Below are 25,789 nucleotides of genomic sequence, written 5' to 3' on the forward strand. Positions count from 1 at the left end.
AATGTAAGGAGAATTGATGAAAGGTGAGTTGAATTGCAAATCAAAAAAGTCACGACTTATCAAGAAGCTTTAAATTTCATTCATGGTCGGACAAAATTTAAAAAGAGTCCACAACTGGACCGGATGCGTTTATTGACAGAAAAATTAGGCCATCCAGAGCAAAAGTTTCGTTCGATCCATGTAACTGGGACTAATGGCAAGGGCTCAACGGTTGCTTTTTTGCGAGAACTGTTTTTGAATCAGGGATTGCATGTTGGGACGTTTACTTCTCCCTTTATGATTAAATTTAATGACCGAATTACTTTTGACGGTCAAATGATCAGTGACCAAGAGTTAGTTGAGCTGGTTAGACAAATTCAACCGATCGTTGCGCAGCTGGCAGCTAAAGAAGGCGGACCAACTGAATTTGAAATTATAACAGCAATAATGTTTTTGTACTTTGCTGCCAAGGAACCAGACATTGCCATCATCGAAGTCGGGATTGGTGGCAAATTTGATTCAACCAATGTTATTGATCCGCTAGTTTCAGTGATTACAACGGTTGCCCATGATCATGCTAAATTATTAGGCAAAACATTGGCTGAAATTGCCGATCACAAAGCAGGGATTATTAAGCCCCATCGTCCAGTTGTGGTTGGTGAGCTGCCAGCCACTGCTTTGACTGTTATTAAGCGAAAAGCTCAACAGACTGATTCTTCGCTTTATCAGTTAGGCAAGGATTTCACAATTGCAACTTTCCCATCACAAAAGTGGGGAGAAATAATCAACTATCAAGGTTTTGATGAAAAATTAACTAACTTGCAGTTGTCATTGCTGGGTAGTTTTCAACCAGCCAATGCTGCTTTAAGTCTCAGCGCTTTTTTACTTGTGGCTAAGCAGTTGCATTTAAAATGGCAGATTAAAGAGATCAAAGCGGCTTTAGCTCAAACTAAATGGCCGGGCAGGTTTGAGTTAGTTAATCAGGAGCCATTAATCGTTTTAGATGGCGCTCACAATTTGGCAGCGTTTATTCAACTTAGACAAACTTTACAGACTTATTTTAAAGAAAAAAAGTTTATGTAATTGTTTCAATTCTGGCTGATAAGCAGCCTAAGCCCATGTTGGCTGAATTATTAAAACTTCCAAACGTTGAAATCATTGGAACTAACTTTGTTGCACCACGTCAGCTTGCCGATTTACAATCAATCATGGCCTTCAAAAAGGAAATGAGTTTTCAGTCTGATTGGCGGGTGGCTTTAGTCAAAACTATCAGGCTGATGTCAAGTGATGATCTATTATTGATTTGTGGATCGTTGTATTTTATCTCGGAAGTCCGTCATTATTTTACAGATTAGAAAGGAAACAAGCAAATTGAAATTAAAATTAGTGATCTTTGATATGGATGGTTTAGTTTTTGATTCGGAGAGGGTCTATTTTAAGGGTAATCAATTAGCTGCCAAAGAGTTAGGAATGGATTTTTCATTTGCTTATTACCGGCAATATATTGGTTCAGGAACTAAGAGAATGATTGATAAAATGACTCGCGATTATGGCAATCGTCAGTTAATTGAGAAATTTATTGAATTGAGTCACCAAAATGTTTTTAAAATGATTAAGCAAAATGGTCTACCCTTAAAAAAAGGATTTCGTGAACTGTCACAATATTTACGAAATCAAGGAATTATGCAAGTTCTAGCTTCTAGCAATGATCGCCAAGCAATTGAGCTTTTTTTACATAGTTCCAATTTGGACAATAATTTTGCACATCTAATTTCTGGTGAAGATGTAAAAAATTCTAAGCCAGCACCAGATATTTTTCGAAAAGCTTGGGAAATAGCTGGATCACCAGCTCGCAAACAAGTTTTGGTTCTTGAGGATTCTGTCAATGGAATTAAAGCTGCCCATCATGCGCAACTGCCGGCAATTATGGTGCCAGATTTGCTTCGGCCAACTAATGAGACTCAAAAGCTAGCGCGTGCTATTTTACCGGATTTATCAGCAGTTTGTGCTTATATTAAAGCTTAAAGCCCGTTTCCTTTAAAATTTTGCGTATTTAAATTTTAAAGGGGGATTTTTCATGAATGAAACAACATCGCTACCTAAAATTTTGCATAAGGCTAAAACCTTTTCACCAGCAGCTTTAACGGATCAAGAACTCTTATATTTAACTTTAAATAAAATTTTGAACTTGTCGATTTCTTTACAGCAACTCAATGAAATATGTGACCAGGAATTTGATTTGCGTCAGTTGAAATACTTCTCTGAGCATGAATGGAAGTTGCTTTTTAAAGATCAAACTGTTACTTGGAAGGGCAAGGTTTTGTGTGAATTGGCCAGCCGCATTGAAAAACGTCCTAAGTTTACTTTAGGACGGGTCACTAGCAGTCAGTGTTTAGGCCAACAATTAATTGAAGAATTGGGGATGCTTCAACAGGAAGTCTTACTGGTTTTGGTTTTAGATACCAAAAATCAGGTTTTAGGAAGAAAAGTTATTTTTCGCGGGACGCTAGACGGTGCGACTGTTCATCCCCGTGAGATTTTTAACTTTGCTTTACGTTATTCTGCTGCTCGTTTAATAATTGTTCATAATCATCCAAGTGGTGATCCAACACCTTCGACTAATGATTTGAATTTAACGAACCGCTTAAAAAAATGCGGGGACCTTATGGGAATTCAACTCTTAGATCATTTGATTGTTGGTTCATTAACATACTTGAGCTTCCAAGAAGAACGCTTATTAGATTAAATAACTGAATAAGTTCATTCTTGAGACTCGTTTCTTTTCATCGGATAACTTGTGAGACTAAGAGCAGTATGTTAGACTTTTGATAGTACCTGTGAATGGGGATGAAAAATTATGTTGACTGGAAAGGTTAATTCTTTTAATCAAGCAAGGGGCTATGGCTTTATTACTCCTGATGATGACCCAGCTGCTGCCATTTTTGTTCATTTCTCGGCAATTCAAACTACTGGATTTAAAACTTTACAGCCGGGGCAGCAAGTGAAATTTTTAATAGCAGCTGGAAAAAATGGTCAACAAGCAGTTAATGTTTTAGTTGATGATTTAAATAATGTTTAAGAATAAATTTTTTTGTTTACATTGAAAATAAATCAGGTATTTTAAAAGTAGAGTTAATTTGTCTGAACGCTGTTGATCAAGGTATGATATAATTAGCTTATTGTAATTAATGCCCAAATAATAGAAAAGGCAATTTGTGAAGGGATGAAAAATAGTGTTCGGATTTGGAACAAAGAACATTGGAATTGACTTAGGAACAGCCAATACAATCGTTTACGCTGAAGGAAAAGGAATTGTATTAAGAGAACCTTCAGTTGTAGCGAAAAATACTAAAACTGGTGAAATCGTTTCAGTTGGATCAGAAGCACGTGCAATGATTGGTAGAACACCTGCTAGCATTGTTGCAATTCGGCCAATGAAAGATGGCGTAATTGCAGATTATGATACAACTGTCGCAATGATGAAATATTATATTGATAAAGCACTTGGTCATCGAGCGGGTAAACCATATGTAATGGTTTGTGTTCCAAGTGGGGTTACTGAAGTTGAAAAAAGAGCTGTAATTGATGCAACCCGAGTAGCTGGAGCGCGGGATGCTTATGTCATTGAAGAACCATTTGCGGCTGCGATCGGTGCTGGCTTACCAGTTATGGATCCAACCGGCAGTATGGTAGTCGATATTGGTGGCGGTACAACTGATGTAGCGACGATTTCATTAGGTGGAATCGTTTCAAGCCGGTCAATCAGAATGGCTGGCGACAAGCTGGACGAATCAATTGCTTCATATGTTCGTCAACATTTTAATTTATTAATTGGTGAAAGGACGGCTGAACAATTAAAGATTGATGCGGCTTCAGCTTCAATTAGCAAAGCTTCGGAAATTGACAAACAAACGATTCGCGGACGTGATTTGGTAACTGGCTTGCCTAAAACGATTGAAATTGACGCAGTTGATGTTGCTAAGGCAATTCAGGAAGTTATTCAGGAAATTATCAGTGCAATTAAAGAAACTTTAGAGGAAACTTCTCCAGAAATTGCAGCTGACGTCATTGATCATGGTATTGTTTTGACTGGTGGCGGTGCCCAATTACGGCATTTGCCAGAAGTCATTTCTGATGCTACCAAAGTACCAGTCTTTATTGCATCTGAGCCGTTAGATTGTGTAGCAGTTGGGACAGGGGAATCTTTGAAGAGTATCAATGTTATGAAGAAAAAATAATGTCAGTATTTGCTGGCAGGATTAATTGGGAGGTTGGGGTTCGTCACCAGCCTCTTAATTTTTGATGCGTTTTCATCAAATGGAGGAGACTATGCAAAGGTTTTTTTTCAACAAACGATTAATAATCATTTTAGTTACAATTATTATTGGCTTTACGTTGATTGCTTTTTCGATTGTTGTCAGAAATAATCGATCAACTCCGACGTTTATCCAACAAGTGGGGAATGGTGCAGTTAATTTAGTTGATCGAGTAGTAGGAGTTCCAATTAATGGCTTAAAAGATACTGGTAATTCAGTGTCAGAATTGTTGAATACTTATCGTGAAAACCAAACTCTAAAAAAGAAAGTTGATAGTTTGGCAGCGCATGAAGTTCAAAATCAGGTCTTAAAACGTGAGAATAAAAAGTTAAAGCGTGAATTAAATTTAAAAAATAGCTTAACTGATTTTAAACTAACGACAGCTGCAGTAACAGCTAGAACGCCTTCGTCTTGGCAAAACCAAATTATCATTAGTAAAGGTTCATTAGCCGGAATTAAGAAGAATCAAGCAGTAGTATCGCAACATGGTTTGATTGGCCGAGTCACGGAAGTCAATGCTTCAACTAGTAAAGTTGAATTGATCAGCAACAATAACAGCAGTGCTGATCAATTTGCAACTCAAGTTTTAGCAAAATCTGGAGCAGTCAATGGACTGATCACTGGCTATAGTAAAAAAACTAATTTGTTAACGATGGGACAAATTACATCCCAAAGAAAAATTAACAAGGGTGACGAAGTAGTTACTTCAGGACTGGGTGGTAATTCTCCTGAAGGTTTGTTAGTTGGCAAAGTTGTTAAAGTTAAAAAGGATGAGTATGGCTTATCTTCAACAGTCTTGATCAAACCGGCAGCAGATCTATCTGATTTGCAGATTGTATCGGTTGCCAAAAGAATTGATTAGAGGGTGACAAGTATGAGAATCTCAAAAATGCGGTACTTTTTTCCGCTTGGATTATTACTGACACTTTTACTTGACGGGATTTTCAGCAATTTATTTGCCGCTGAGTTTTTTCGCCCAAACTCAATGATTGAAAGCCGATTATTTGTTGTTTGGCTTGTGATGGCGCTTTGTTTTGGTGAAATTGATCATCCATATTTATGGGCAGTAATTGCTGGTTTGATTTTTGATATTTATTACACTGGAATTATCGGTCCGATGTTCATGATCTTACCGTTGATTGTTTATTTGACAAACCTGATGTATCGTTTTTTAACCCCGTCCTTTATTGTGGTATTATTAATATGTTTAATCGATATCACAGTTATTACAACGTTGTTTTATGGAATCTTTTTTGCTATTTCCTATACCAGCGTTTCCTTATCTGAATTTATCGGTGAAACTCTGGGACCTACTTTAGCTTATAACTTAGCAGCTTTAGTAATCCTATATTGGCCATTAAAGAAATTCTTTGAAGAATTTTCTGGGAATAGGAGTGTCTAATAATGCAGAATGTGGTGTTAAAGGGGCATAATGAAGGGTATGAGATCACATTAAAAACAACTAGCAGTTTTGCTAACATTTTAACAGAATTGCAGGAACTTTTCGCTGGCTTAAAAAGTGGGCAATTGTCAGCAGTTGACCAACCAGTATCATTTGACATTTTGACTGGTGATCGTTTATTAAGTGCAACTGAAAAAAAGGCAATCGAAGCGATTGTTGAAAAATATCCACTTTTTTCGATTCACAAGTTTGCAGCAAATGTTATTTCTAAGCTTGAAGCTTATGAAATGGTTAATAAAAAAAGTTTGCATCTTGATGGCAGTGTTATTCGCAATGGTCAAACAAAAGTGATTATGGGTGATGTTTTATTTATTGGTGATCTTCATCAAGGTGGAATCTTGCAAGTCAGTGGTAGTGTCTTTTTAATGGGGAAAAGTGCGGGAATCGTTCATGCTGGTTTTCCTAATGATCCAGAAGCAATTATTGCTGGAGACTTTCATCAGTCACAGCAAATTAGGATTTCAGATGCTATTGCAATTATTTCGCAAGAAAAATTAGTTGCTGATCAGGAAACAGTAGCCTATGTTAATGACCTGCATGTTTTGGATTATACGAAGAGGTCACAAATTAAGCAAATCAGACCCAAGCTGTTTTCAAAATTGGGGGGACAATAACAATGGGAAAAGCAATCGTGATTACTTCTGGTAAAGGTGGAGTCGGTAAAACCACAACTAGCGCTAACTTAGGAACTGCCTTGGCACTTTTAGGTAAGAAAGTTTGTTTAGTTGACTTAGATATCGGTTTAAGAAACCTGGATGTTATTCTCGGGCTTGATAATCGAATTATTTACGATATTGTTGATGTAGTTGAAGGTAGAGCTAAGTTGCACCAAGCTTTGATTAAAGATAAGCGATTTGAGGATAAACTCTACCTGCTTCCGGCTGCTCAAAATGCTGATAAAAGTGTTTTGAAACCTGAAGAAGTTAAAGCGCTGGTTGATGAATTAAAACCAGATTTTGATTATGTTTTACTTGATTGTCCGGCGGGCATCGAACAAGGCTTTATTAATGCGGTTGCTGGAGCTGATATGGCGATTGTCGTTTCAACACCTGAAATTTCAGCGGTTCGCGATGCAGATCGTGTAATCGGGTTATTGGAAAAGTATGATTTGAGTGAGTCACCGCAACTGATTATTAATCGGATACGGCCTAACTTAATGGATGATGGCCGGGCAATGACAGTTGATGAGATCACCGAACATTTATCAATCAAATTGTTAGGAATCGTGGTCGACAATGATCAGGTTATCAGCAGTTCCAATCAAGGAGAACCAATTGTTTTACGTGAAAATAATAAGGCTTCTCAGGGATATCGAGATATTGCTCGGCGCTTGGAAGGTGAGACGATTCCGTTGATGGAGCTGACGGAAGAAAAAAAATCAAACTTTTTTAAAAAAATTGGTTTATGGTTTAGGAAAAAGTAATATAATGAATTTAATATAATTGGTTTTAAAGGCAATGAGCAAAAGAGTAGTTTTAAAATTCTTGATAGAGATCAGCTGGTAGGTGCAAAGCTGAAAAATTTTAAAATGAACCACATTTGCTGGCTGATAAATTGAACTTTTAGTAGACTTATCCGGTTTAACCGTTATCTTGGAGTTTTAAAACTCGCTAAGTCTGACAGTGTGAATTGTCAGAGTAGATGAGGTGGTACCGCGATTTTCGCCCTCTTAGATCAGATGATCTAAGAGGGCTTTTTTTAGATTAAGGGGAGTGAAGAAATGGAATATATTTTACAGATTTTACCATCACTGTTAAGTGGAGCCCGAATGACTTTATCGATCTTTTTTTGGACACTACTTGGAGCCTTGCCACTTGGTTTGATCGTTGGCTTGGGATTAACGTCTAGATTTCGACCTTTTAAAGCTGTTTTGCGCTTGTATGTTTGGTTAATGCGAGGAACACCTTTGCTGTTACAGTTAATTTTTGTTTTTTATGGTTTACCAATGATTGGTTTTACCTTAGAGCGTTATCCAGCAGCATTATTTGCGTTTATTTTAAATTACACGGCTTATTTTGCTGAGATTTTTCGCGGGGGATTACAATCGATTGATCCAGGACAGTATGAGAGTGCTAAAGTTTTACGCTTGACCTATTGGCAAACGATCAGAAAGATTGTGACACCGCAAGTAGTAAAAATCGTTTTACCATCAATTGGAAATGAAGTAATAAATTTAGTTAAAGATTCCAGTCTGGTTTATGTAATCGGGTTGGGCGATTTGCTACGGGCCGGCAATGTTGCAACAAGTCGTGATGTGACTTTGGTTCCACTGGTTCTGGTTGGGATCATTTACTTATTGATGACGGCTGTTTTAACATTCGTGTTGCGCAAATGTGAACAGCATTATAGTTATTGGAAATAAGGAGGAACCAAAAGATGCTTGAATTAAAAAACATTACTAAATCATTTAATCAGCGGATCGTTTGGAAAAATTTAAGTCTCAAAATTCAAGATGGTCAGATTTTATGTGTGGTTGGTCAATCTGGTGGTGGCAAAACAACCCTTTTGCGTTGTATCAGCGGCTTAGAAAGATTAGACAAAGGTCAGATGCTACTTGATGGTCAACCCTTTGATCCAATTGCTAGCCGGAATAATGATGCTGTTATTGGCGTCGTGTTTCAAGATTTTCAACTTTTTCCCCATTTAACAGTTTTGGAAAATATTACCCTGGCACCTAAATTAGCACTGAAAGAGTCGAATCAAACAGCAGTTGAAGCCGCCAGGGAGTTGTTAACTAAACTTTCTTTAGCTGATAAAGCTGATCTTTATCCTTATCAATTATCAGGTGGTCAAAAGCAACGAGTCGCAATTGCGCGGGCATTGGCGATGAAACCAAAGATTCTTTGCTATGATGAACCGACTTCGGCCCTTGATCCAGGTCTGCGCGACAAAGTTAAAGCAATCATTCTCCAATTGAAAGCCGCTGGCATGACCCAGATCGTAGTTACCCATGATTGGGAATTTGCGCAACAAATTGCTGATCAGACATTTAAAATTGAACCGCAAAAACAATGAACTGTTTGATTGAATCAAGGAGCGACTAAAGTGAAAGAAAAAAAATTTATCAGGATCTTGTTCAGTTTGGTGCTATTAGGCAGCATTTTTTTGCTGACCAGTTGCACGAATGTTAAACAGCGGGCTAATACAACTGATACTTGGCCAAAAATTGAAAAAAGTAAGAAAGTAATTGTTGGATTAGATGATAGTTTTGTTCCAATGGGCTTTCGTCAAAAAAGCGGCCGCTTAGTTGGTTATGATATTGACTTGGCCAAAGCTGTTTTTAAATTATACGGAATCAGGGTCGATTTTCAAACGATCGATTGGTCAATGAAAGAAACGGAATTACGAAATGGTACGATCGATCTGATTTGGAATGGCTATACCAAAAATGCTGCCCGGGAAAAAACGGTTGCTTTTAGCCGGACATATCTGAAGAATCAGCAAATTTTAGTTACTAAGAAAAAAGCTGGTATCACTTCAGCAGCTAAAATGAAAGGCCAAACGCTTGGCTTGCAAAGTGGGTCTTCTGGATATGATTCATTTGAAAATTCACCACAATTGTTAAAGCAATATGTTGCCCATACGGTTCAGTATGATTCATTTAATAACGCTTTTATGGATTTGAACGATGGAAGAATTCAAGGATTGTTGATTGATAGTGTTTATGCTGATTACTATATCAAGCATCAGGCCGATGCGGCTAGTTATCGTAAATTAGTGATTGGTTTTCCTCATGAAGATTTCGCAGTTGGAATGCGAAAAGACGACGTCACGTTAAGGAAAAAGATCAATCATGGTTTGCAGGTTTTAGCTAAAAATGGCACGCTGGAAAAAATCAATCAGCGCTGGTTTGGCAAAAGTCAATTAGCTAATCTTGATTTAAGAAAATGACAACTTTCAGCTAAAAGAGTAAACTAGCAATTAAGAGTTTCTTTTAAGGGGGATTTTAATTGCATTTGATTGCCTTATTAGTAAAAATCATCTTTATTTTAAACATTTTCGTAGCTATTATTACGGTATTTAAGGAAAAAAGGGACATTGCTGCTACTTGGGCTTGGTTATTAGTCTTGCTGCTTTTGCCAATTGTTGGTTTTATTATGTATTTGTTTGTCGGCAAAAAATTATCACGCGATGACATTTATGACATTCGCTCGCAGCAGCAAATGGGACTTGATCAACTGGTTGAGTTACAAAAAGAGCAATGGCATGAAAAGGATCTTCTGCCAGAAGATGAGCTAAGTCATTCAGCGCGCGAAATGGTTCACTTTTTCTTAGAGACGGATCATGCGATTTTGACCAAACATAATCAGGTTGAACTGTTAACTGATGGAAAGCAGAAATTTCAACAGCTTTTTCAAGATATTGAAGCAGCCAAGGATCATGTGCATATCGAATATTATACTTTTTATAACGATCAAATTGGCAATCAATTGCGGGAACTATTGGAGAAAAAAGCTGCCCAGGGTGTTAAGGTTCGCGTTATTTATGATAGCTTTGGATCGCGAGGAACGACTCATGAATTCTTTAAGCGGTTAGAGGAACTCGGTGGCTTTGCGGAGCCTTTCTTTGGTTCATATCGTTCCTTTCCCAACTTCCGGTTAAATTATCGTGATCACCGCAAATTAGTAATCATTGATGGCAAGATTGGATATATTGGTGGCTTTAATGTTGGTGATCAATATTTAAGTCGCGATCCTAAATTCGGTTATTGGCGGGATACCCATATTCGGATCGAAGGTAATGCCGTAATTGCGATGCAGTCTCGATTTTTTATGGATTGGAATGCAACTGTCAAAGAGAAAAAAATGACTTATCAAGAAAGCTACTTTCCTTTGAGTGCTCCTAAAGGTCAAGCAAGCATTCAGATTGTTTCCAGCGGTCCTGAAAGCGAGGTTGAAAAAATCAAGTTAGGCTATATTAAAATGATTAGTGACGCTCATAAAGAAGTCCTAATTCAAACTCCTTACTTGATTCCTGATGATTCATTGTATGAGGCGTTATGTCTAGCAGCTTTTTCAGGAGTAAAAGTTAAAGTTATGATTCCATCAATGCCAGATCATCCATTTGTATATCGAGCAACACAGTATTACGCACATGCCTTATTGGAAAATGGAGTTGAAATCTATCAATATGAAAAGGGATTTTTACACTCTAAAACGATGGTTGCAGATGGAAAGATTGCTTCAGTTGGTTCAGCTAATATGGATTATCGCAGTTTTAAATTGAATTTTGAATCAAATGCATTCTTATACGATCGAGAATTCAGTCAACAAATGCAAGCAACTTTCGCAGAAGATGTTAAACATTCAAGAAAGCTGACTTTAGCTGATTTTAAAGCGGCGTCACGCTGGTTGAAGTTTAAACAATATTTTTCGCGGCTGTTGTCACCAATTTTATAATTAAAACAGATAGGTAGTTGATTTTTTGAAGTCAAAGAAATTTCGTCGTCTTATTTGGAGTTTAGTTTTTTTAGCGGTTTTATTAGTTGGAATAATTGGAGCAGCTAGTTATTATTTATATAATTACGCATTTGAACCTCAGCCGCGACTGAATCCGCTGACTAGTCTTAAGGCCAAAAAAAGACAGCAATTAAAGATTGATCAGCGCTGGTTAGGTCAGCAGCTACAGGAAAACTGGTATCAGCAAGCTGCTAATCAGCATTTGCAGCTGCATGCTATTTATTTGGCAGCTCCGCATAAAAGTCAAAAGACGATTATTGTTGCTCATGGCTATCGGGAAAATCATCTTTATATGGCTAGTTATATCCGGATGTTCCATCAATTAGGCTATAATGTGCTGGCACCTGATGACCGCGGCTCGGTGGGAAGTGAGGGCCAGTATATTAGCTTTGGTTGGGAAGATCGCTTGGACTATGTTAAATGGATCAAGCGCTTGCTCAAAAAGAAAGGCCATCAGCAACAGATTGGTTTATTCGGCGTCAGCATGGGAGGCGCAACAGTTATGATGACCAGTGGGCAAAAGTTGCCGTCACAGGTTAAAGCAATTGTCGAAGATTGTGGCTACTCGAGTGTTCAAGCCGAGTTAAGCTATGAACTAAAGCAACAGTTCAATTTGCCCTCACAGCCACTAATTACAACCGCTGCATTGGTAGCAAAACAGCAAACTGGTTTTGATTTTCGTCATGCCAGTGCAGTCGACCAGTTAAAGCATAATCATTTGCCAACCTTTTTCATTCATGGAGCTAAAGACACCTTTGTTCCAACCAAAATGGTTTATCAAAACTATCACGCGAGTGCTGGACCCAAAAAAATCTGGGTCGTTCCGCATGCCAGTCATGCAATGTCTTATTATGAACATCCGACTTTATATCGGCAAAAAGTTGGTGCATTTTTTGCTAAATATTTAAAGTAGATTGTTAATCGGCTGAGAGGTTTTTTCTCAGCCGATTAATTTTGGTCACTTGTTTAAATTGAAAGAATCTTCATTGTTAAAAGAGCTGCTTAAATGAATTCAATTTCAGCTTGCAGTTCATTTTGCCAAGCTGCAATGATTGTTGACGTCAACGGTGGAGTAATCATTCGTAAGCCGTTATTTTGCCAATTACTAACTGACAAAGTTGGATCAATTGCAGGATCAAGCCAAACTTGCTTGGCAGTGGCTGAATGATAGTCACTGATTTGCCAAACTTCAGCTGGTGGCAGCGAATCTTGTTGCTTAGCTGAACTGGCTGGCTGCCACTGGTACTTGCGTGGTGCAAACCAGTCAAGCAATTTACCAAAAGCCGGTTGGAGAAATAATTGACGCTGATGAGCTTGACATAAAGCAGCATAGCGGCCAATCCGTTCGGGATTCCAAGGACTTAAGGCTAAGAATATGGCCTGAGGGTGATGATTCAAATATTTCTCCCAATGATGGAGGAGGCTAGCTTCACTGGTAAAGTGATCAACTGTTGGTAAAGCTGTCATTGTTTGATCGAGCAGCAAATAATTAATTTGAGCATGGCGAAAGGCCTTTTGCCAACGTTTAATCCGCTTTTTATGCGAGCCCGCAAAAGCTATATGTCGACAATAGCCAATTCGCTGTTGGTTTTGTTCCAATAGGAGAGCTAATGAACCAAAGCGAGAATCATCATTAGCGTAGGCCGTAATCGTTGTGGTACCCCAAAATTGTGGATAGCCATTTGGCAGCAGCTTAAAGTTTTTCCAGTTATAAGTGAATAGTTCAAAACGCTTCATTTTTTGCAATAAATTCAGCAAATCATAGCTTAACCAGATCTGAAGCTGGCTTGGCAATGGTTGCTGTAAGATCTGCAAATTGTGCGGATTTAATTCAGTTATGATCAAATCCGTAGTTTCAGGTAAAAGCTGCTGACGAATGTCACATTGCAACCAGCCAGCTTTTAGTGGGAGACAAAACTCGCCAGCCGTTAAAAAAGTCTTATTCAAATCGATCACCTTCCAAAAACACTGTTATAAGCAAAAAAATTGTCAAGAGTTACTTTTAATGTCACACTTAATTTGAACCAACTAGAGAGGAGCTGATTTTATGTATTTGACTGTTACTCCAGCTGCACAAGCCAAAATCAAGGCACAGCTTGATCCAACTAAACAGCAACATTTGCTGTTAGACTTTGATGATGGTGTAGGTCAATTTTCACGGGTCGGAACTTGTGCTTTAACGTCTGGATTTCGAGTATTGATTGCAGAAGATGGTCTGGATCTGCATGATTATAATTTACCATTATCTGCTAATTTTATGACCTTTTTGATCAAAGATTACAGTCGAACCTATCTTGATGAAAAAATGAAACTTGATGTTAATTCGAAAAATCAACAATTGAAACTGACAGGTGATAAGGCTGGTACGATTACGTCAGCGGTGTTATTAGAAACTGCTGCAATTGTTTGAGTCGTTTAAAACTCAGCAACTGGTAGCGTGAAATTGTTTCTGCGGCTGTTTTTAGTATAGCAGTTTTAACATTCGATTAGAAATTCATTTATCCCAAAGAAATTTGGGATTTTTTTGAGAATTTAATTGCTTTCTAATCTTATATCTGGTTTAATATACTTGTCCAATGAATCATTTGAATCAAAAGTCAAAACTGATTTTTAATTAGAAATGAAAAGTAAATGGAATTTTAAATTTGTTATTAAGGTTAAAGGAGAAATGGAATGCCAATTGTCCATATTGATTTAATTGCTGGCCGTTCACAGGATCAGCTTAAACACTTAGTGGAAGATGTTACTAAAGCAGTTTCTAAAAATACAGGAGCGCCGGCTGAACATGTCCACGTTATTCTTAATGAGATGCAAAAGAACCGCTATAGTGTTGGCGGAGTACTTAAGAGTGATGAAAAATAGACAAGTTATGTTATGTGACCGGGAAGAATTACCTGGTCTTTTTTTATTAAGTAATGTTTTTTTAATTAATGAAAGGATGTTTGAAGTTGACAAAATTAGCAGATACGGTAGCAATTAACCAATCAGGTCATTTAGAAATTGGTGGAGTTGATTCTTTAAAATTAGTCAAACAATTTGGCACGCCATTAATTGCTTATGATGTAAAACAAATCAAAGCTAAAATCAAACACTTCAAACAGGCTTTTGAAACTGCAAAGGTTCCTTTTCGGGTGACGTATGCCAGTAAAGCTTTTTCGGCCTTAGCAATGTATCGGTTAGTTGCTAGTCAAGGATTAGGGTGTGATGTTGTGTCGGGTGGTGAATTGTATGCAGCTTTAAAGGGCGGCATGCCAGCTAAAATGATTGAATTTCACGGCAACAATAAATTACCGGCGGAACTGGAAATGGCAGTTGATGCCCAAATTGGTTGTATTGTGATCGATAATTTCCAGGAAATTGATTTTTTAGATGAGATTTTAACTCGCAAGCAAACAAAGATTCCAGTTGTTTTGCGAGTTGCCCCAGGAATTGAAGCTGAGACGCACCGTTATATTTCGACGGGTCAACAAAATTCCAAGTTTGGTTTTGACATTTTAAGCGGTCAGGCTGATCAGGCTTTGCAGCAGTTGCTGGCTAATCCACGGATGAAGGTCCGGGGCGTACATTGTCATATCGGTTCACAAATTTTTGCAGTCAACGGTTTTTTGATGGCTGCTGATAAAATGGTTGAGCTCCTGAAAAATTGGCATGACCGTTTTAATTTTGAAGCGGAGATTTTAAATTTAGGCGGTGGATTTGGGACTCGTTATACCAATGAGGATCAGCCATTGCCACCAGAAGAATTCACAACTAAAATTATTCAAGAAGTGAAAAAAAGAATTCAGGCGGTTAAGCTACCACTCCCTGAAATTTGGATTGAACCAGGACGCGCTTTAGCTGGAGAAGCAGCAACGACGCTTTATACAATTGGCTCTCGGAAAGATGTTGAAGGCGTCTGTCACTTTTTAGCTGTTGACGGTGGAATGGGTGATAATATTCGCCCTGCGCTTTATCAGGCTAAATATGAAGCTTTTTTGGCTGCTAAACCCCGAGCTTTGGATGAACAGGTTGTGACTGTGGTCGGGAAATATTGTGAGTCCGGAGATGTTTTAGTTCGTGATGCTGCTTTGCCAAATACGCATCCAGGAGATATTTTGGCGATCCCTTCGACTGGTGCTTATGGTTACACGATGGCCAGCAATTACAATCGCAATCCACGTCCAGCAGTTGTTTTTTGTGAAAATGGTCAAGCCAAATTAGTAATTCGAAGAGAGACTTATGCGGATATGCTCAACTGTGATGTCGTTAAGTAAAAAGGTTAAAATTATTTTTTAGCGTTCCCCTCAATCTTGGTCGAGCCATGAAGTCCTCTGAATAGTGGACTTCTTTATTTTACAATTAAAAAATTCTGGCATAAAAATGGTTGATATTTTTGAATCCGTAATAGCTACGTTTAAGTGCTTTAATTTTGCGATTGACTCCTTCGCTCGCTCCAAGAAAAAACACTGATTCACAGTTGTTTGAAACAGCTTTTAAATCTTCTTCAGGGTTGTAATTGTATTCATTGGAGATTGCTATTTTTGATAATTATAAGACTCAGCTGAGCTTTTTTTATATGATTCTTGAACTTACTATGTTACTTCATAAGCGTATTTAAGTTTTAAACTCGTATTAAGTCCCAAATCAGTTGGGTTTAGATGCTTAAATTTCAGGTCCTTTAATATATAAAAAAACTGATATTGGTTTTGCATTTCACCAATATCAGCCAGCAGCGAGCTTTTTTTAAAAAGGAAATTAACCCAAGTTATTATCACGCTCAGGCAAACCAAATATTTCAACTGATCAATCTAATTGGAGTTTTTCCTGTAAAAAATTTGCTAAGCCATCGTGAGCATTGTCAAGCGGGGTAATCTCATCAGCAGCTTTTTTTAAAGCGCTGGTGCCATTTTGCATTACAACCCCGAGACCAGCATATTCAATCATTTCTTGATCATTATGTTCGTCGCCAAAGGCCAGAATATTTTGTCGCTTGATACCTAAATTCTTAGCTAAATAAGCTAGCCCAAAAGCTTTATCGATTCCATGTGGTTCTAATTCGATGATTGGTGAATCACCACCCCAGACGCCGACATTAACATAGCTACCAAAACTAGCTTTTAACCAGTGAGCAATTTTAGTTTCTTGAGCCTTTTCAACTAATAAAGTCACTGCGGCAGGATCAGACTTTAAACTAGATTTTTTTAAAATCTGTTGTTCACTGACCTGGGCTGGGAAAAAGTTTGATTTTAAGTTTTGCGGTTGGTCGATCAGTAATGACTCTTTTGCTTCTGCAGCAATTACCTTGATGCCAATTTTTTGTTTTTGATCAAGTAACTCACTGATAATTTCGCGCGGAAAAGTTTTTTGGTATTCTTTTTTCCAATGGAAATGTGGAATATGACCAAGTGCACCATTGAAATTGATCATGGGAGTCTTCAATTTTAATTCATCATAATAATTTGCTGATAGTCGATATGGTCGGCCCGTCACGATTGTAACTAGATGACCGGCTGCCTGAGCTTTTTTGAGAACGATTTTGGTTTTGCTGGTGATTTGAGCTTGTGGATTAAGAGTTGTTCCATCAAGATCAAGAGCAATCAATTTGGGTTGCATGACATTTACCTCACTAAATTTAAACGTTAACTTATGAATTTTAAGATAACACAAAAACTAGTTATTTACTAGAGATTACTTGGTTTTTCGTTGTATAATGTAAACATCATAAATTGGAGGTTACAAGATGATTAATGTTGTGCAAAAAGCCGTTAAGGGCATTCCTCTCTTGGAATTAACCAGGGCTGAACTTGCTAATGAATCCTTGCCGTTAGTTTTCTTTTATCATGGGTGGACTGGTTGCAAGGAAAAAGTTTTGACCCAGGGCTATGAATTGGCTAAGAAAAACTTTCGGGTCATTTTGCCTGATGCCCTTTATCATGGGCAAAGACAAGTTAATGGTCCAGCTGACGGCCATTTTCTTGAATTTTGGCAAATCGTTGCCAATTCAGTCAAAGAATTTCCAATTTTAGTTAAGGCTTATCAAGACCAAGTTGGAATTGCTCGGCAGCAAATTGGTGTAAGTGGCCTCTCAATGGGTGGCATTACAACTTGTGCATTGTTGAAGGTCTATCCGCAAATTACTGCAGCTGTCTGTTTAATGGGATCTCCGTGCCCAGTAGCTTTTGCACGTCAACTGATTGCTAAGTTGCCTGGAATGGATCAGTTAGATCCAAAATATGTTGATGCGCAGCTGGAGCAATTAGCAATTATTGATTTATCACGTGAACCACAAAAAATTGCTGGTCGACCAGTTCATTTTTGGCATGGTACAGCTGATGAAATGGTCCCTTATCAGCCAACTAAGGATTTTTATGAACGAATCAAAGATCATTCTTATGCAACAAAGGTCACTTTTACGACAACTCAAAATGCTAAACATAAAGTATCCTATGCAACAACCGTTGAAATGGCTCAAAAATTTCAGAAATATTTTAAGTAATTGAAGGAGAGAAGGATCATGGCTGAAAAAAGAACGGCAGAAGAAATTAAAGATGAGATCCTTGATAAATTAGAAGATGTGGTTGATCCCGAATTAGGGATCGATATTGTTAACTTAGGCTTGGTTTATGAAGTTGATTTGGATCAAGCTGGTTTATGCAAAATCAAGATGACTTTGACGACAATTGGCTGTCCACTGACAGATATTTTAGCAGAGATGGTGGAAAGAGCCCTGCAGCCAATTCCAGAAATCAAACAGGTGGATGTTAAATTTGTTTGGGAACCGGCATGGACAATTGATCGAATGACGAGATATGCCAAAATGGCTTTGGGAATTCATTAAATTATAGAAATCGGGTAGATCGGCTTTGAAAAATCGCATCTGGTTAATGGTATATACTGCTTTACTGGCTTTTCTGAGTGTATTTATCTTTTTCAAAATTCAGGAAAGAGATTTGATTATTCAATTAAATAACCATAATTTATCACAAGATGCCTATCAAATTAAATTTAGAGATAAATTAACAATTGCAGCGTTTGAAAACAAACTTAGCAATAGCTCAAAACTGACAAATTTACAGGTTCATTTTCAAGTCCGTAATAAAAAAATTACTTATTTTTGGGGGAAGGGTGATTATGCGGTCCCTCCCATCTTGAAAGGTAGTTTTTTTTCGACTAAGGATTTAAAATCTGACTTGCCAGTGGCAGTGGTTGGCAAAGATTGGCAAAAAAAATTATATAAACCTAAAGATCAAAGCTATTTGCATTATGAAGGTCATTATTACCCAGTTTTAGGAGTGATGGGTGATAAATTTAGTTCGAGCCTTGACCAACAGATTTTTATGATACCTAGTTTACAACAAAGGGAAAAAATGCTAGTTAGCCATTTTCGGGTGATTGTTGATGGAAAAAGAAATTTAAAAGCTAAGACACTAACAACAATTTTAGGAAATGTGCAAGTCAAACGTCTGCATACTAAGCAAATTTTTATTTCTCAAAAGACTTGGATTGCTTCACATGGGATTGAATTGTTTGGTTTAGTTTTAGTGATGATCAGCTTTATCTTGGCAGCAGTATTTTGGCGTTTTTTTGCCGCCCACCGTTACCGTCAGGCCCGTTTCTTACAAAAAGGACTTTCGGTTTTTATCTTTGAAGAGTGGGAAAATTTTGCTTTATTGGCTGGACTGGGGTTGATTTTTGGCTCTTGGTTCGGATTAGTCTTGTTCAAGAGTAATAGTTATTTGGGCTTACTGATTTATGAATTGTTTGGATTTTTATTGAGCAACATCTATTTGATTTTTAGTTTGAAAAAATCATTGACCAAGGAGGACCACTCTTGAATTTACCAGTAAAGTTTATTGAAAAATATCAGCAGCTGCTTGGTGAAGAAGCAACTGCTTTTTTAACGAGTTTACAATCAGGGAAGGTGCAAAAGGGGTTTCGCTTAAATCCACTCAAGCCTAATTTTAAACAGGTTAGAACTGATTTAAGCCGGCCATTAAACTATGTGGCAACCGGTTATTTAGGAGCTATAACTGGCCGTTCACTGGAACATCAAACTGGTTATCTCTACAGTCAAGAGCCGAGTGCCATGTACGTCGCAGAAGCGGCCGCGGTTCAGCCAGGCGAATGTATCTTAGACCTCTGCGCTGCTCCAGGTGGCAAGTCGACGCAATTAGCTGGCAAGCTGCAGGGACAAGGATTGTTGGTTGCCAATGAGATTGATGCCAAGCGGGCGAGAGTTCTAGCAGAGAATCTTGAGCGAACGGGTGCAACTAATGTGCAAATTCTTAACGAACAGCCAGCTAAGTTAATTAAGAAATTTAAAGGCTTTTTCGATAAAGTTTTAGTTGATGCTCCTTGTTCAGGTGAGGGAATGTTTCGCAAGGATCCAGCTGCGATTACTTATTGGTCAGTCGACTATCCGCGTGAATGTGCTAACCGACAGCGCGAGATTTTAAAGAGTGCTTGGCAATTACTGAAACCAGGTGGTCAGTTGATTTATTCAACTTGTACTTTTGCCCCCGAAGAAGATGAACAGATTGCCGCTTGGTTATTAGCTGAATATCCGACTTTGAAGCTGTTACCTTTGAAAAAATATTCTGGTATGGATAACGGTCGACCTGAATTTGCTGACGGTCGAGCTGAACTAACTAGGGCAGTGCGGCTGTTTCCTCATCATTTTCAAGGAGAGGGACATTTTATTGCCAAGTTTCAAGATACTCAACCACAGCCAGGGCGCAGATTAAAAAGGGCTAAGAAGAGATCGAATCAGATTTTCCGTGCTTTAAGTCCAAATGAGCAGGGCTATTGGCGGGAATTTTGTCAATTGCAATTTGGCCGACAATTATTCAAGTCCGTGGATTTGCGAGTTTTAAATGATAAGCTTTATTATGTAAATCATAATTGGCCAGAATTGACGGGGTTACGAGTTGTTCGTCCTGGTTTAGAATTAGGGGTCTTTAAAAAGAAACGTTTTGAGCCAGCTTATGGATTTGCTTTGAGTTTAAATCCGGCTTTTTGCCAGCGGGTGATTGAATTATCTCTTGATCAGTGGAATCAATATGTTCAAGGTCAACCATTGCAATTATCCTCAAACAAGCAACCAAATGGCTGGTACTTGCTGACCTGTCAGCAGAAAGCTTTTAGTTTTGGCAAAGTTGCCAATCAGGTTTTGAAAAATTATTTTCCTAAGGGTTTGCGTTTGCGTTATGGTCAACGGTAATTATTCGAAAATTTTTAGGAGGAAAATCAAACTTTTTTGACTAGAATTGAGATAACTAAAAGCTCATCAAGCAAGTTATTATTTTTAGTAATTATTATTGAAATATGTTATCTTAAATAATATGCTTACTTTTAATAAATGGAGGATGTTTTAATGAAAGCAATTGGATTTAATCATTATGGATCAGCACAGGAGTTGCAAATGATTGATTTGCCAGTACCACAACCAGGTGACCATCAAGTGGTGGTAAAGCTCAAAGCCACTTCGATCAATCCAATTGATTGGAAGACTCGTCAAGGTTACTTGCAAAAAATGTTTGCTTGGGAGTTTCCAATTGTTGTTGGTTGGGATGCAGCTGGCATTATTACTGAAGTTGGTCAGCATGTCACAGCTTGGCAGGTTGGTGATGAAGTCCTGGCACGACCTGCAACAACGCCGCGCGGAACATATGCTGAGTACACTCTCGTCGATCAAGATTTACTAGCTCGCAAACCGCAAAATATTTCCTTTGATCAAGCTGCTGCCTTACCACTGGCAGGTTTAACAGCCTGGCAAGCTTTGTTTGAAGCTGGTAAATTAACGGCAGGGCAAAAAGTTTTAATTCAAGCTGGTGCTGGCGGTGTTGGCAGTTATGCAATTCAATTTGCAAAAGTTTGCGGTGCAGAAGTTTGGACAACTGCTAGCCAGCGACATGCTGATTTGTTGAAAAGTTTGGGGGCTGATCAAGTTATTGATTATCACCAACCAGCTGAACTTGCACGGCTAAAAGATTTTGACCTAGTTTTTGATACTTTAGGCGGTCACAATCAGTTGATGGCCTTTGATTGGTTAACAAGCGGTGGTAAGTTGATTTCAATTGCGGGTGAGGCGGAACAAAGTGCTAAACGAGCAGTTCAAAAGCAAATTGAATTTAAATCAATTTGGTTGCGTCCTGATGGTCAGCAGTTGCAAAAAATTGTTCAACTAATGTCAACTGGTGTCGTCAAATCTCAAATTGGCAAAGTTTTGCCATTTTCATTGAGCAATTTGATAGCTGCGCACGAATTAAGTGAAACTAAGCATACTACGGGTAAAATCGTAATCAGCTTTAACTAGGAATTTTTGTTACTTAAAGAGCGACTGGGAAAAAGTTTTTCCTAGTCGCTCTTTAAGTTTTTAAATTATGGTTTGGTTTGAATTTGCTGGCGAAAGTTCTCTAAGGCAACTGATAGGACATAAGGAACCTGGCGTAAATCAGCAACTGTTCGGCAACCCAGTAAAGTCATTAATGAGCGCAACTGGGATTTAAACTGCTCAATCAGTTCAATTGAGCCACTAACGCCCTTTTTGATCATTGTATGCAAGAAAAGACCGGAAATTCCAACATTATCAGCACCTAAGATGAGACACTTGACAATGTCCAGTGCCGTTCTGATTCCTCCAGAAGCGGTAAAAGAGAAATCAGCAGCATAAGCTTGACTTGCAAGTAAAGTTTCAGCTGTTGTTAAGCCAAAATCATTTAGTAAGGCAAAATCTTTAGCTGGGCGACGCTGATTTTCAATTTGTGCAAAATTTGTTCCGCCGCGGCCAGACAAATCAACATAGCGAACTCCAAGCTTTTTCAATTGTTTAAAAGTTGTCGGCCGAATACCAAAGCCAACCTCTTTGACGATCACCGGTACATTTAACCACTTGATAATTTCTTGTAAATTTTTCTCCCAATAAAATGAACGATCTCCCTCAGGCATAATCAGTTCTTGGGCAGCATTCAAATGGATTTCCAAGATATCAGCTTGCAGCATCGTGACAGCTTTTTGAGCAGCGGCCAAACCATGACTGGCACCTAAGTTGCCAATCACAATCCCTTGGGGAATTTTTTGGCGCACGATTGAAAAAGTTGATGCTAATTCAGGATATTTGATGGCAATACTTTGTGATCCGGTTGCCATTGGGATGCCAGTAGTAGCCGCAACTTCAGCTAATTGAGCATTTAATTTGGCGGTTTCTAAACTGCCACCTGACATGGCATTGATAAAGAAAGGAACGCTGATTTTTTTCCCAGCCAAAGTGGTTGTCAGCGAAACTTCATCCTTGGAAATTTCCGGTAAGTTAGTTGGCAGGAGACGAATATCTGCTAATCCATTTTGAGCTTGTGGCTGATAAAATTTTTCAGCTAAAAAAACATGTTCGTCTTTACGATGAGAATGTTGTTTATCCATCGGACGCCAATCCTTTCTAAAAATCAATCAAGTACGTGATGAACGTGGAGGTCGAGCTGCTCGATTCCAGCTTTTTGCCAAGCTGCTAGTAAATTTTTGGCATTAATTTGCCGATCAATCAATACAATTCCACAATCACCACCACCAGCTCCAGAAGTCTTAGACGCTCCATGATTAGCTTCCGCAGTTTCACATAATTTATGCAGCAGTGAGGTTTCAATTTGCACCCCGCTTAAATCACTTAAAGCTCGCAATATTTTCCGATTATAGCGAATCTCTTTTTGAATCAGAGTGAGACTTCCCTGGTGGAATCCGGTGATCATTCGTTTAATACAGGCTTTGCTTTCAGTTAAAAAATGTTGGTAGCCTTGGCGTTGATTTGACATTTTCAAACCAACCGCATCGACCAAATGAGAGGTCGATGCGGGTGAGCCAGTCCAACCAATCAATAATTTCAGTGAAGCGGGTGGCGTGAGCAATTCGATTTGCAAATCTGGCCAAGATAAGTCAATTAGTTCAGCTAAGGAATGTTGACGACGCGCCATTTTCAACCACTGGCGATCAAAAGAACGATAGGCGATCCAGCCACCATAAACACTGGCTGCAATGTCACCCAAAGAACCATTTCCCTGGATATCCAAATGAGCGATTGCAGCCAGTTTGAATAATTGATTCTTATCCATGGACAAACGATAAAATTGACATAAAGCCTTGATTGTCGCAACGGTGACTGCTGCTGAGCTGCCAAGACCGTATTTTTTTCCATCTGGGCTATCTAAATCACTATCAATTCTAAGATGGTAGCATCGCATTTGCTTGCCAAGTGATTGAGCATAGTTTTCTGTTAGGCGAATTGCTGACAAAATATAATGAAACGGGTTATCACGGTTATCAAAGACCATGTTGTTTCCTTCCCGCTTCCAATAAAGCGAATTTTCTTGGTATTGTTTAGAATAAATTGAACCATAGTCAAAACTTTCTTGGACAGTTACTGTCACAAATTGGTTCAATGCTACCAAGATAGCGGGATAGCCGGCTTCAACAACAGCGTATTCACCAGCAATATAGAGTTTCCCCGGAGCTTTGACCGTAATCAAAAAATCATGTCCCTTCGACAAATATTTATTTCTCATTAATTAATTGAACACCAGGTCCTGGGAATGCTTCAATCAACTGATCAGGAGCAAAGACAGATTGAAGTGTTTCTTTGATGATTTGACTGTCCTTGTGAGCGCAAAGCACCTTAACATTTGGACCGGCATCTAATGTATAATAACAGCAAATCCCCCTAGTGCGCAACTTTTCAACCAAACGCATTGCAACTAGGCTTTGGGGCTCAAAGTAAGAAAATGGCGGTCGGGCGCTTAAATTTAACGCGTGCATTCTCAAGGCATTTGATTCCGCCAGTTCTCCAAGCAAGATTAGATCATGAGCTTGGATAGCTTTTTTAGCCTTGAGGAGATCTGCTTGAGTACTTTTGACCCAGGCCGGGTAATATGGCGAGGTTTCTACGACCCGTTCCATGCCTTGACGACTAGAAATTTTCTTTTGCTGGCGATTGATGATTACAGCGATCATTTCGATATCCCAGTCAACTTTTTCTTGCAAAGGAATTGCATAAGAATCTTTATCGGTTGTTCCTGGCAGCCATTCAGCAAAGCCACCATAAATCGAGCGGGTAGCTGAACCTGATCCCCGGCGCGCCAAACGGGATAAGGCTTGACGTGATAAATTTAAGCCAGCAGCCTGACTAGCAGCTAATGCTAAAGCTGCAAAGGCTGAAGCAGAGGATGCCAAACCAGCTGCATTTGGCACATGATTATACGATTTTACTTTTGCAAAAGTTTTTTGCTCACTGCGCTGGCGGACTAAATCTAAAAAGCGACTGATTTTAGTTGCGCTTTGGCGTTGATCATCAAGCCAGAACTGATCAGCTTTTAAACTCGAATCAAAAACAACAGTTGTGTCAGTATAGAAATGATCAAGTGTCAGTGAAAGACTGCCATTCATTGGCAAGATCAGCTGTTGATCTTTTTTCCCCCAATACTTGATCAAAGCAATGTTTGTATGAGCACGTGCACTAGCTTGATGGATTGTCATCCAAGTTCCTCCTCAACTGATAATGGCTGGATCCAAGTAGCGGTTACGCCGGCTTTTTTAAGTTTGATGGCAGCCCGTTCGGCACTGACGCGATTCGGCATTAAACAGATGAAGCAGCCGCCCCGACCACCGCCAGTTAATTTACTGCCCAATGAGCCGAGCTTTAAACTTTGGGCAATTAAGGAATCTAAGCGTGGACTGCTGACTCCAAGTGATTTTAGATCAGCTTGTGCCTGGTTAAATGTTTTTCCAAGTGCAATTGCATCATTTTGGATTAATTGTTTGCGAGCTAGAACGGTCAATTTTCCTAAGTTATTTAATACCTGGGTGGTGGAAACCGGCTGAAGATTTAAACGTTCTTTGACTTCCGCGACTGCGGCACTCGTTTTTCCTTTGACACCACTATCACAGATCAATAAACAAGCATTAAGATGAATTGGGATTGGCAGCAACTCTTTATTTCTAATCATCCAGATTGGAGTTGAACTTGCAGCTGTGGCCGCATCAAGACCGCTAGGATTACCATGAGTGTCAACCTCTTCAATGTTAGCTAAATGTAGCAATTGCTGATGGCTTAACGGCAGTTTAAAAAAATCAAACAAGGCTCGAATAGTAGCAACAGCTGTTGCCGCTGATGATCCCATGCCCCGTTCTTCTGGTAGTTGGCTGCGGATCGTAATTTTAAAGCCAGCTACTGGTTGAATAACTTTAGTCAGAATATAAGCAATTAAATGCTGCAAGCCCTTCATACTTGGCGGTAAGTTTGTTAGTGAGCCTGAAAAATAACGGCAGTCAATAGTCTGCTCGTTAGTTCCATTCGCTGTGATCCTTACTTGTGTTTTTACCGCTGAAAGTGGCAAAGCAATTGCCGGTTGGCCATATACAACCGAATGTTCTCCGATTAAAATTATTTTTGCATGGCTCTTTCCAAAACCATTTTTCTGATTTGTGGAGATCAAATTCAACAAACTCCTTTTTTTAATTGTCAACAGCTCCTATTATAATACAATAACCTTTTAAATTATTAAAATTTAAATTAACTAATAATCTGAATTTTAATGATAATTAATTATTAG

Annotated in this window: 28 protein-coding genes, 1 pseudogene and 1 other annotated feature; of the genes and pseudogenes, 22 read left to right on the forward strand and 7 right to left on the reverse strand. The window is 38.7% G+C overall.

Annotated elements, in window-relative coordinates:
• The first annotated feature begins 39 nt into the window (after positions 1 to 39).
• From ON15_RS07450 to ON15_RS07515, 14 genes and pseudogenes are all read left to right on the forward strand, one after another.
• Positions 40 to 1,334 (forward strand): annotated as a pseudogene (locus ON15_RS07450) (bifunctional folylpolyglutamate synthase/dihydrofolate synthase).
• A 16-nt stretch (positions 1,335 to 1,350) separates the two neighbouring features.
• Positions 1,351 to 2,004, forward strand: a complete 654-nt coding sequence (locus tag ON15_RS07455) for an HAD family hydrolase (RefSeq protein ID WP_010580866.1) — start codon at positions 1,351 to 1,353, stop codon at positions 2,002 to 2,004.
• A 52-nt stretch (positions 2,005 to 2,056) separates the two neighbouring features.
• Positions 2,057 to 2,725, forward strand: coding sequence for a RadC family protein (gene radC / locus ON15_RS07460; protein ID WP_010580867.1), 669 nt, complete (start codon positions 2,057 to 2,059; stop codon positions 2,723 to 2,725).
• 111 nt (positions 2,726 to 2,836) lie between these two features.
• Entirely contained in the window at positions 2,837 to 3,058 is a 222-nt protein-coding gene (locus tag ON15_RS07465) for a cold-shock protein (protein WP_010580868.1), read from the forward strand.
• Positions 3,059 to 3,212: 154 nt separating this feature from the next.
• Positions 3,213 to 4,217, forward strand: a complete 1,005-nt coding sequence (locus ON15_RS07470; RefSeq protein WP_010580869.1) for a rod shape-determining protein — start codon at positions 3,213 to 3,215, stop codon at positions 4,215 to 4,217.
• 91 nt (positions 4,218 to 4,308) lie between these two features.
• Positions 4,309 to 5,157 carry a rod shape-determining protein MreC gene (gene mreC, locus ON15_RS07475; protein ID WP_010580870.1) on the forward strand — a complete coding sequence of 283 codons (849 nt, stop codon included), beginning with the start codon at positions 4,309 to 4,311 and terminating at the stop codon, positions 5,155 to 5,157.
• A 12-nt stretch (positions 5,158 to 5,169) separates the two neighbouring features.
• The gene (gene mreD / locus ON15_RS07480; protein ID WP_010580871.1) at positions 5,170 to 5,697 is read left to right on the forward strand and encodes a rod shape-determining protein MreD; all 528 of its coding nucleotides are present in this window, start codon (positions 5,170 to 5,172) and stop codon (positions 5,695 to 5,697) included.
• Between the two features lie 2 nt (positions 5,698 to 5,699).
• Positions 5,700 to 6,371 (forward strand): septum site-determining protein MinC, encoded by a 672-nt coding sequence (locus tag ON15_RS07485; RefSeq protein ID WP_010580872.1) that lies wholly within the window; start codon positions 5,700 to 5,702, stop codon positions 6,369 to 6,371.
• A 2-nt stretch (positions 6,372 to 6,373) separates the two neighbouring features.
• A complete protein-coding gene (gene minD, locus ON15_RS07490; protein ID WP_010580873.1) occupies positions 6,374 to 7,180 on the forward strand; it encodes a septum site-determining protein MinD in 807 nt (268 codons plus the stop codon).
• 25 nt (positions 7,181 to 7,205) lie between these two features.
• Positions 7,206 to 7,429: a binding site (T-box leader), on the forward strand.
• A 48-nt stretch (positions 7,430 to 7,477) separates the two neighbouring features.
• The gene (locus ON15_RS07495; RefSeq protein WP_010580874.1) at positions 7,478 to 8,119 is read left to right on the forward strand and encodes an amino acid ABC transporter permease; all 642 of its coding nucleotides are present in this window, start codon (positions 7,478 to 7,480) and stop codon (positions 8,117 to 8,119) included.
• 14 nt (positions 8,120 to 8,133) lie between these two features.
• Positions 8,134 to 8,772: an amino acid ABC transporter ATP-binding protein gene (locus ON15_RS07500; RefSeq protein ID WP_010580875.1), complete on the forward strand. Its 639-nt coding sequence runs from the start codon at positions 8,134 to 8,136 to the stop codon at positions 8,770 to 8,772.
• Positions 8,773 to 8,802: 30 nt separating this feature from the next.
• Entirely contained in the window at positions 8,803 to 9,648 is an 846-nt protein-coding gene (locus ON15_RS07505) for an amino acid ABC transporter substrate-binding protein (protein WP_010580876.1), read from the forward strand.
• 59 nt (positions 9,649 to 9,707) lie between these two features.
• On the forward strand, positions 9,708 to 11,156 hold the full coding sequence (gene cls, locus ON15_RS07510) for a cardiolipin synthase (RefSeq protein WP_010580877.1): 1,449 nt from the start codon (positions 9,708 to 9,710) through the stop codon (positions 11,154 to 11,156).
• A 25-nt stretch (positions 11,157 to 11,181) separates the two neighbouring features.
• A complete protein-coding gene (locus ON15_RS07515; RefSeq protein WP_010580878.1) occupies positions 11,182 to 12,129 on the forward strand; it encodes an alpha/beta hydrolase in 948 nt (315 codons plus the stop codon).
• A gap of 89 nt (positions 12,130 to 12,218) precedes the next feature.
• Here ON15_RS07515 and ON15_RS07520 read toward each other — a convergent pair whose 3' ends face one another.
• The gene (locus ON15_RS07520) at positions 12,219 to 13,163 is read right to left on the reverse strand and encodes a hypothetical protein (RefSeq protein WP_010580879.1); all 945 of its coding nucleotides are present in this window, start codon (positions 13,161 to 13,163) and stop codon (positions 12,219 to 12,221) included.
• Between the two features lie 100 nt (positions 13,164 to 13,263).
• On the opposite strand from ON15_RS07520, the gene ON15_RS07525 reads away from it, so the two are divergent.
• The 3 genes from ON15_RS07525 to lysA all read left to right on the forward strand — a co-directional run bounded on the left by ON15_RS07525 (position 13,264) and on the right by lysA (position 15,469).
• Positions 13,264 to 13,626 carry an iron-sulfur cluster biosynthesis family protein gene (locus tag ON15_RS07525; protein WP_010580880.1) on the forward strand — a complete coding sequence of 121 codons (363 nt, stop codon included), beginning with the start codon at positions 13,264 to 13,266 and terminating at the stop codon, positions 13,624 to 13,626.
• 263 nt (positions 13,627 to 13,889) lie between these two features.
• Complete coding sequence (locus tag ON15_RS07530; protein WP_010580881.1) at positions 13,890 to 14,078, forward strand: 2-hydroxymuconate tautomerase; 189 nt, start codon at positions 13,890 to 13,892, stop codon at positions 14,076 to 14,078.
• A gap of 68 nt (positions 14,079 to 14,146) precedes the next feature.
• Positions 14,147 to 15,469, forward strand: coding sequence for a diaminopimelate decarboxylase (gene lysA / locus ON15_RS07535; protein WP_050999212.1), 1,323 nt, complete (start codon positions 14,147 to 14,149; stop codon positions 15,467 to 15,469).
• An 85-nt stretch (positions 15,470 to 15,554) separates the two neighbouring features.
• Here lysA and ON15_RS12320 read toward each other — a convergent pair whose 3' ends face one another.
• Positions 15,555 to 15,734 (reverse strand): transposase, encoded by a 180-nt coding sequence (locus ON15_RS12320; protein ID WP_081580181.1) that lies wholly within the window; start codon positions 15,732 to 15,734, stop codon positions 15,555 to 15,557.
• Between the two features lie 264 nt (positions 15,735 to 15,998).
• Positions 15,999 to 16,808, reverse strand: coding sequence for a Cof-type HAD-IIB family hydrolase (locus tag ON15_RS07545; protein WP_010580884.1), 810 nt, complete (start codon positions 16,806 to 16,808; stop codon positions 15,999 to 16,001).
• Positions 16,809 to 16,935: 127 nt separating this feature from the next.
• On the opposite strand from ON15_RS07545, the gene ON15_RS07550 reads away from it, so the two are divergent.
• From ON15_RS07550 to ON15_RS07570, 5 genes are all read left to right on the forward strand, one after another.
• Positions 16,936 to 17,691: an alpha/beta fold hydrolase gene (locus ON15_RS07550; protein WP_010580885.1), complete on the forward strand. Its 756-nt coding sequence runs from the start codon at positions 16,936 to 16,938 to the stop codon at positions 17,689 to 17,691.
• 18 nt (positions 17,692 to 17,709) lie between these two features.
• Entirely contained in the window at positions 17,710 to 18,033 is a 324-nt protein-coding gene (locus ON15_RS07555; protein WP_010580886.1) for a metal-sulfur cluster assembly factor, read from the forward strand.
• Between the two features lie 25 nt (positions 18,034 to 18,058).
• On the forward strand, positions 18,059 to 19,030 hold the full coding sequence (locus ON15_RS07560; protein WP_010580887.1) for an ABC transporter permease: 972 nt from the start codon (positions 18,059 to 18,061) through the stop codon (positions 19,028 to 19,030).
• Positions 19,027 to 20,415 carry an RsmB/NOP family class I SAM-dependent RNA methyltransferase gene (locus ON15_RS07565; protein ID WP_010580888.1) on the forward strand — a complete coding sequence of 463 codons (1,389 nt, stop codon included), beginning with the start codon at positions 19,027 to 19,029 and terminating at the stop codon, positions 20,413 to 20,415. The genes ON15_RS07560 and ON15_RS07565 overlap by 4 nt, the downstream gene beginning before the upstream one ends.
• A gap of 153 nt (positions 20,416 to 20,568) precedes the next feature.
• Positions 20,569 to 21,510, forward strand: a complete 942-nt coding sequence (locus ON15_RS07570; RefSeq protein ID WP_010580889.1) for an NADP-dependent oxidoreductase — start codon at positions 20,569 to 20,571, stop codon at positions 21,508 to 21,510.
• Between the two features lie 65 nt (positions 21,511 to 21,575).
• Here ON15_RS07570 and fni read toward each other — a convergent pair whose 3' ends face one another.
• Genes fni through mvk form a run of 4 tightly spaced genes read right to left on the reverse strand, consistent with a single transcriptional unit; the run spans position 21,576 to position 25,672 of the window.
• Entirely contained in the window at positions 21,576 to 22,613 is a 1,038-nt protein-coding gene (gene fni, locus ON15_RS07575) for a type 2 isopentenyl-diphosphate Delta-isomerase (RefSeq protein ID WP_010580890.1), read from the reverse strand.
• 23 nt (positions 22,614 to 22,636) lie between these two features.
• Positions 22,637 to 23,710 (reverse strand): phosphomevalonate kinase, encoded by a 1,074-nt coding sequence (locus tag ON15_RS07580; RefSeq protein WP_010580891.1) that lies wholly within the window; start codon positions 23,708 to 23,710, stop codon positions 22,637 to 22,639.
• 25 nt (positions 23,711 to 23,735) lie between these two features.
• Positions 23,736 to 24,713: a diphosphomevalonate decarboxylase gene (gene mvaD / locus ON15_RS07585; protein ID WP_010580892.1), complete on the reverse strand. Its 978-nt coding sequence runs from the start codon at positions 24,711 to 24,713 to the stop codon at positions 23,736 to 23,738.
• On the reverse strand, positions 24,710 to 25,672 hold the full coding sequence (gene mvk, locus ON15_RS07590; RefSeq protein WP_010580893.1) for a mevalonate kinase: 963 nt from the start codon (positions 25,670 to 25,672) through the stop codon (positions 24,710 to 24,712). The genes mvaD and mvk overlap by 4 nt, the downstream gene beginning before the upstream one ends.
• Positions 25,673 to 25,789 lie beyond the last annotated feature (117 nt).

It is taken from the genome of Liquorilactobacillus vini DSM 20605 (genome assembly GCF_000255495.1).
GTDB classification, from domain to species: domain Bacteria; phylum Bacillota; class Bacilli; order Lactobacillales; family Lactobacillaceae; genus Liquorilactobacillus; species Liquorilactobacillus vini.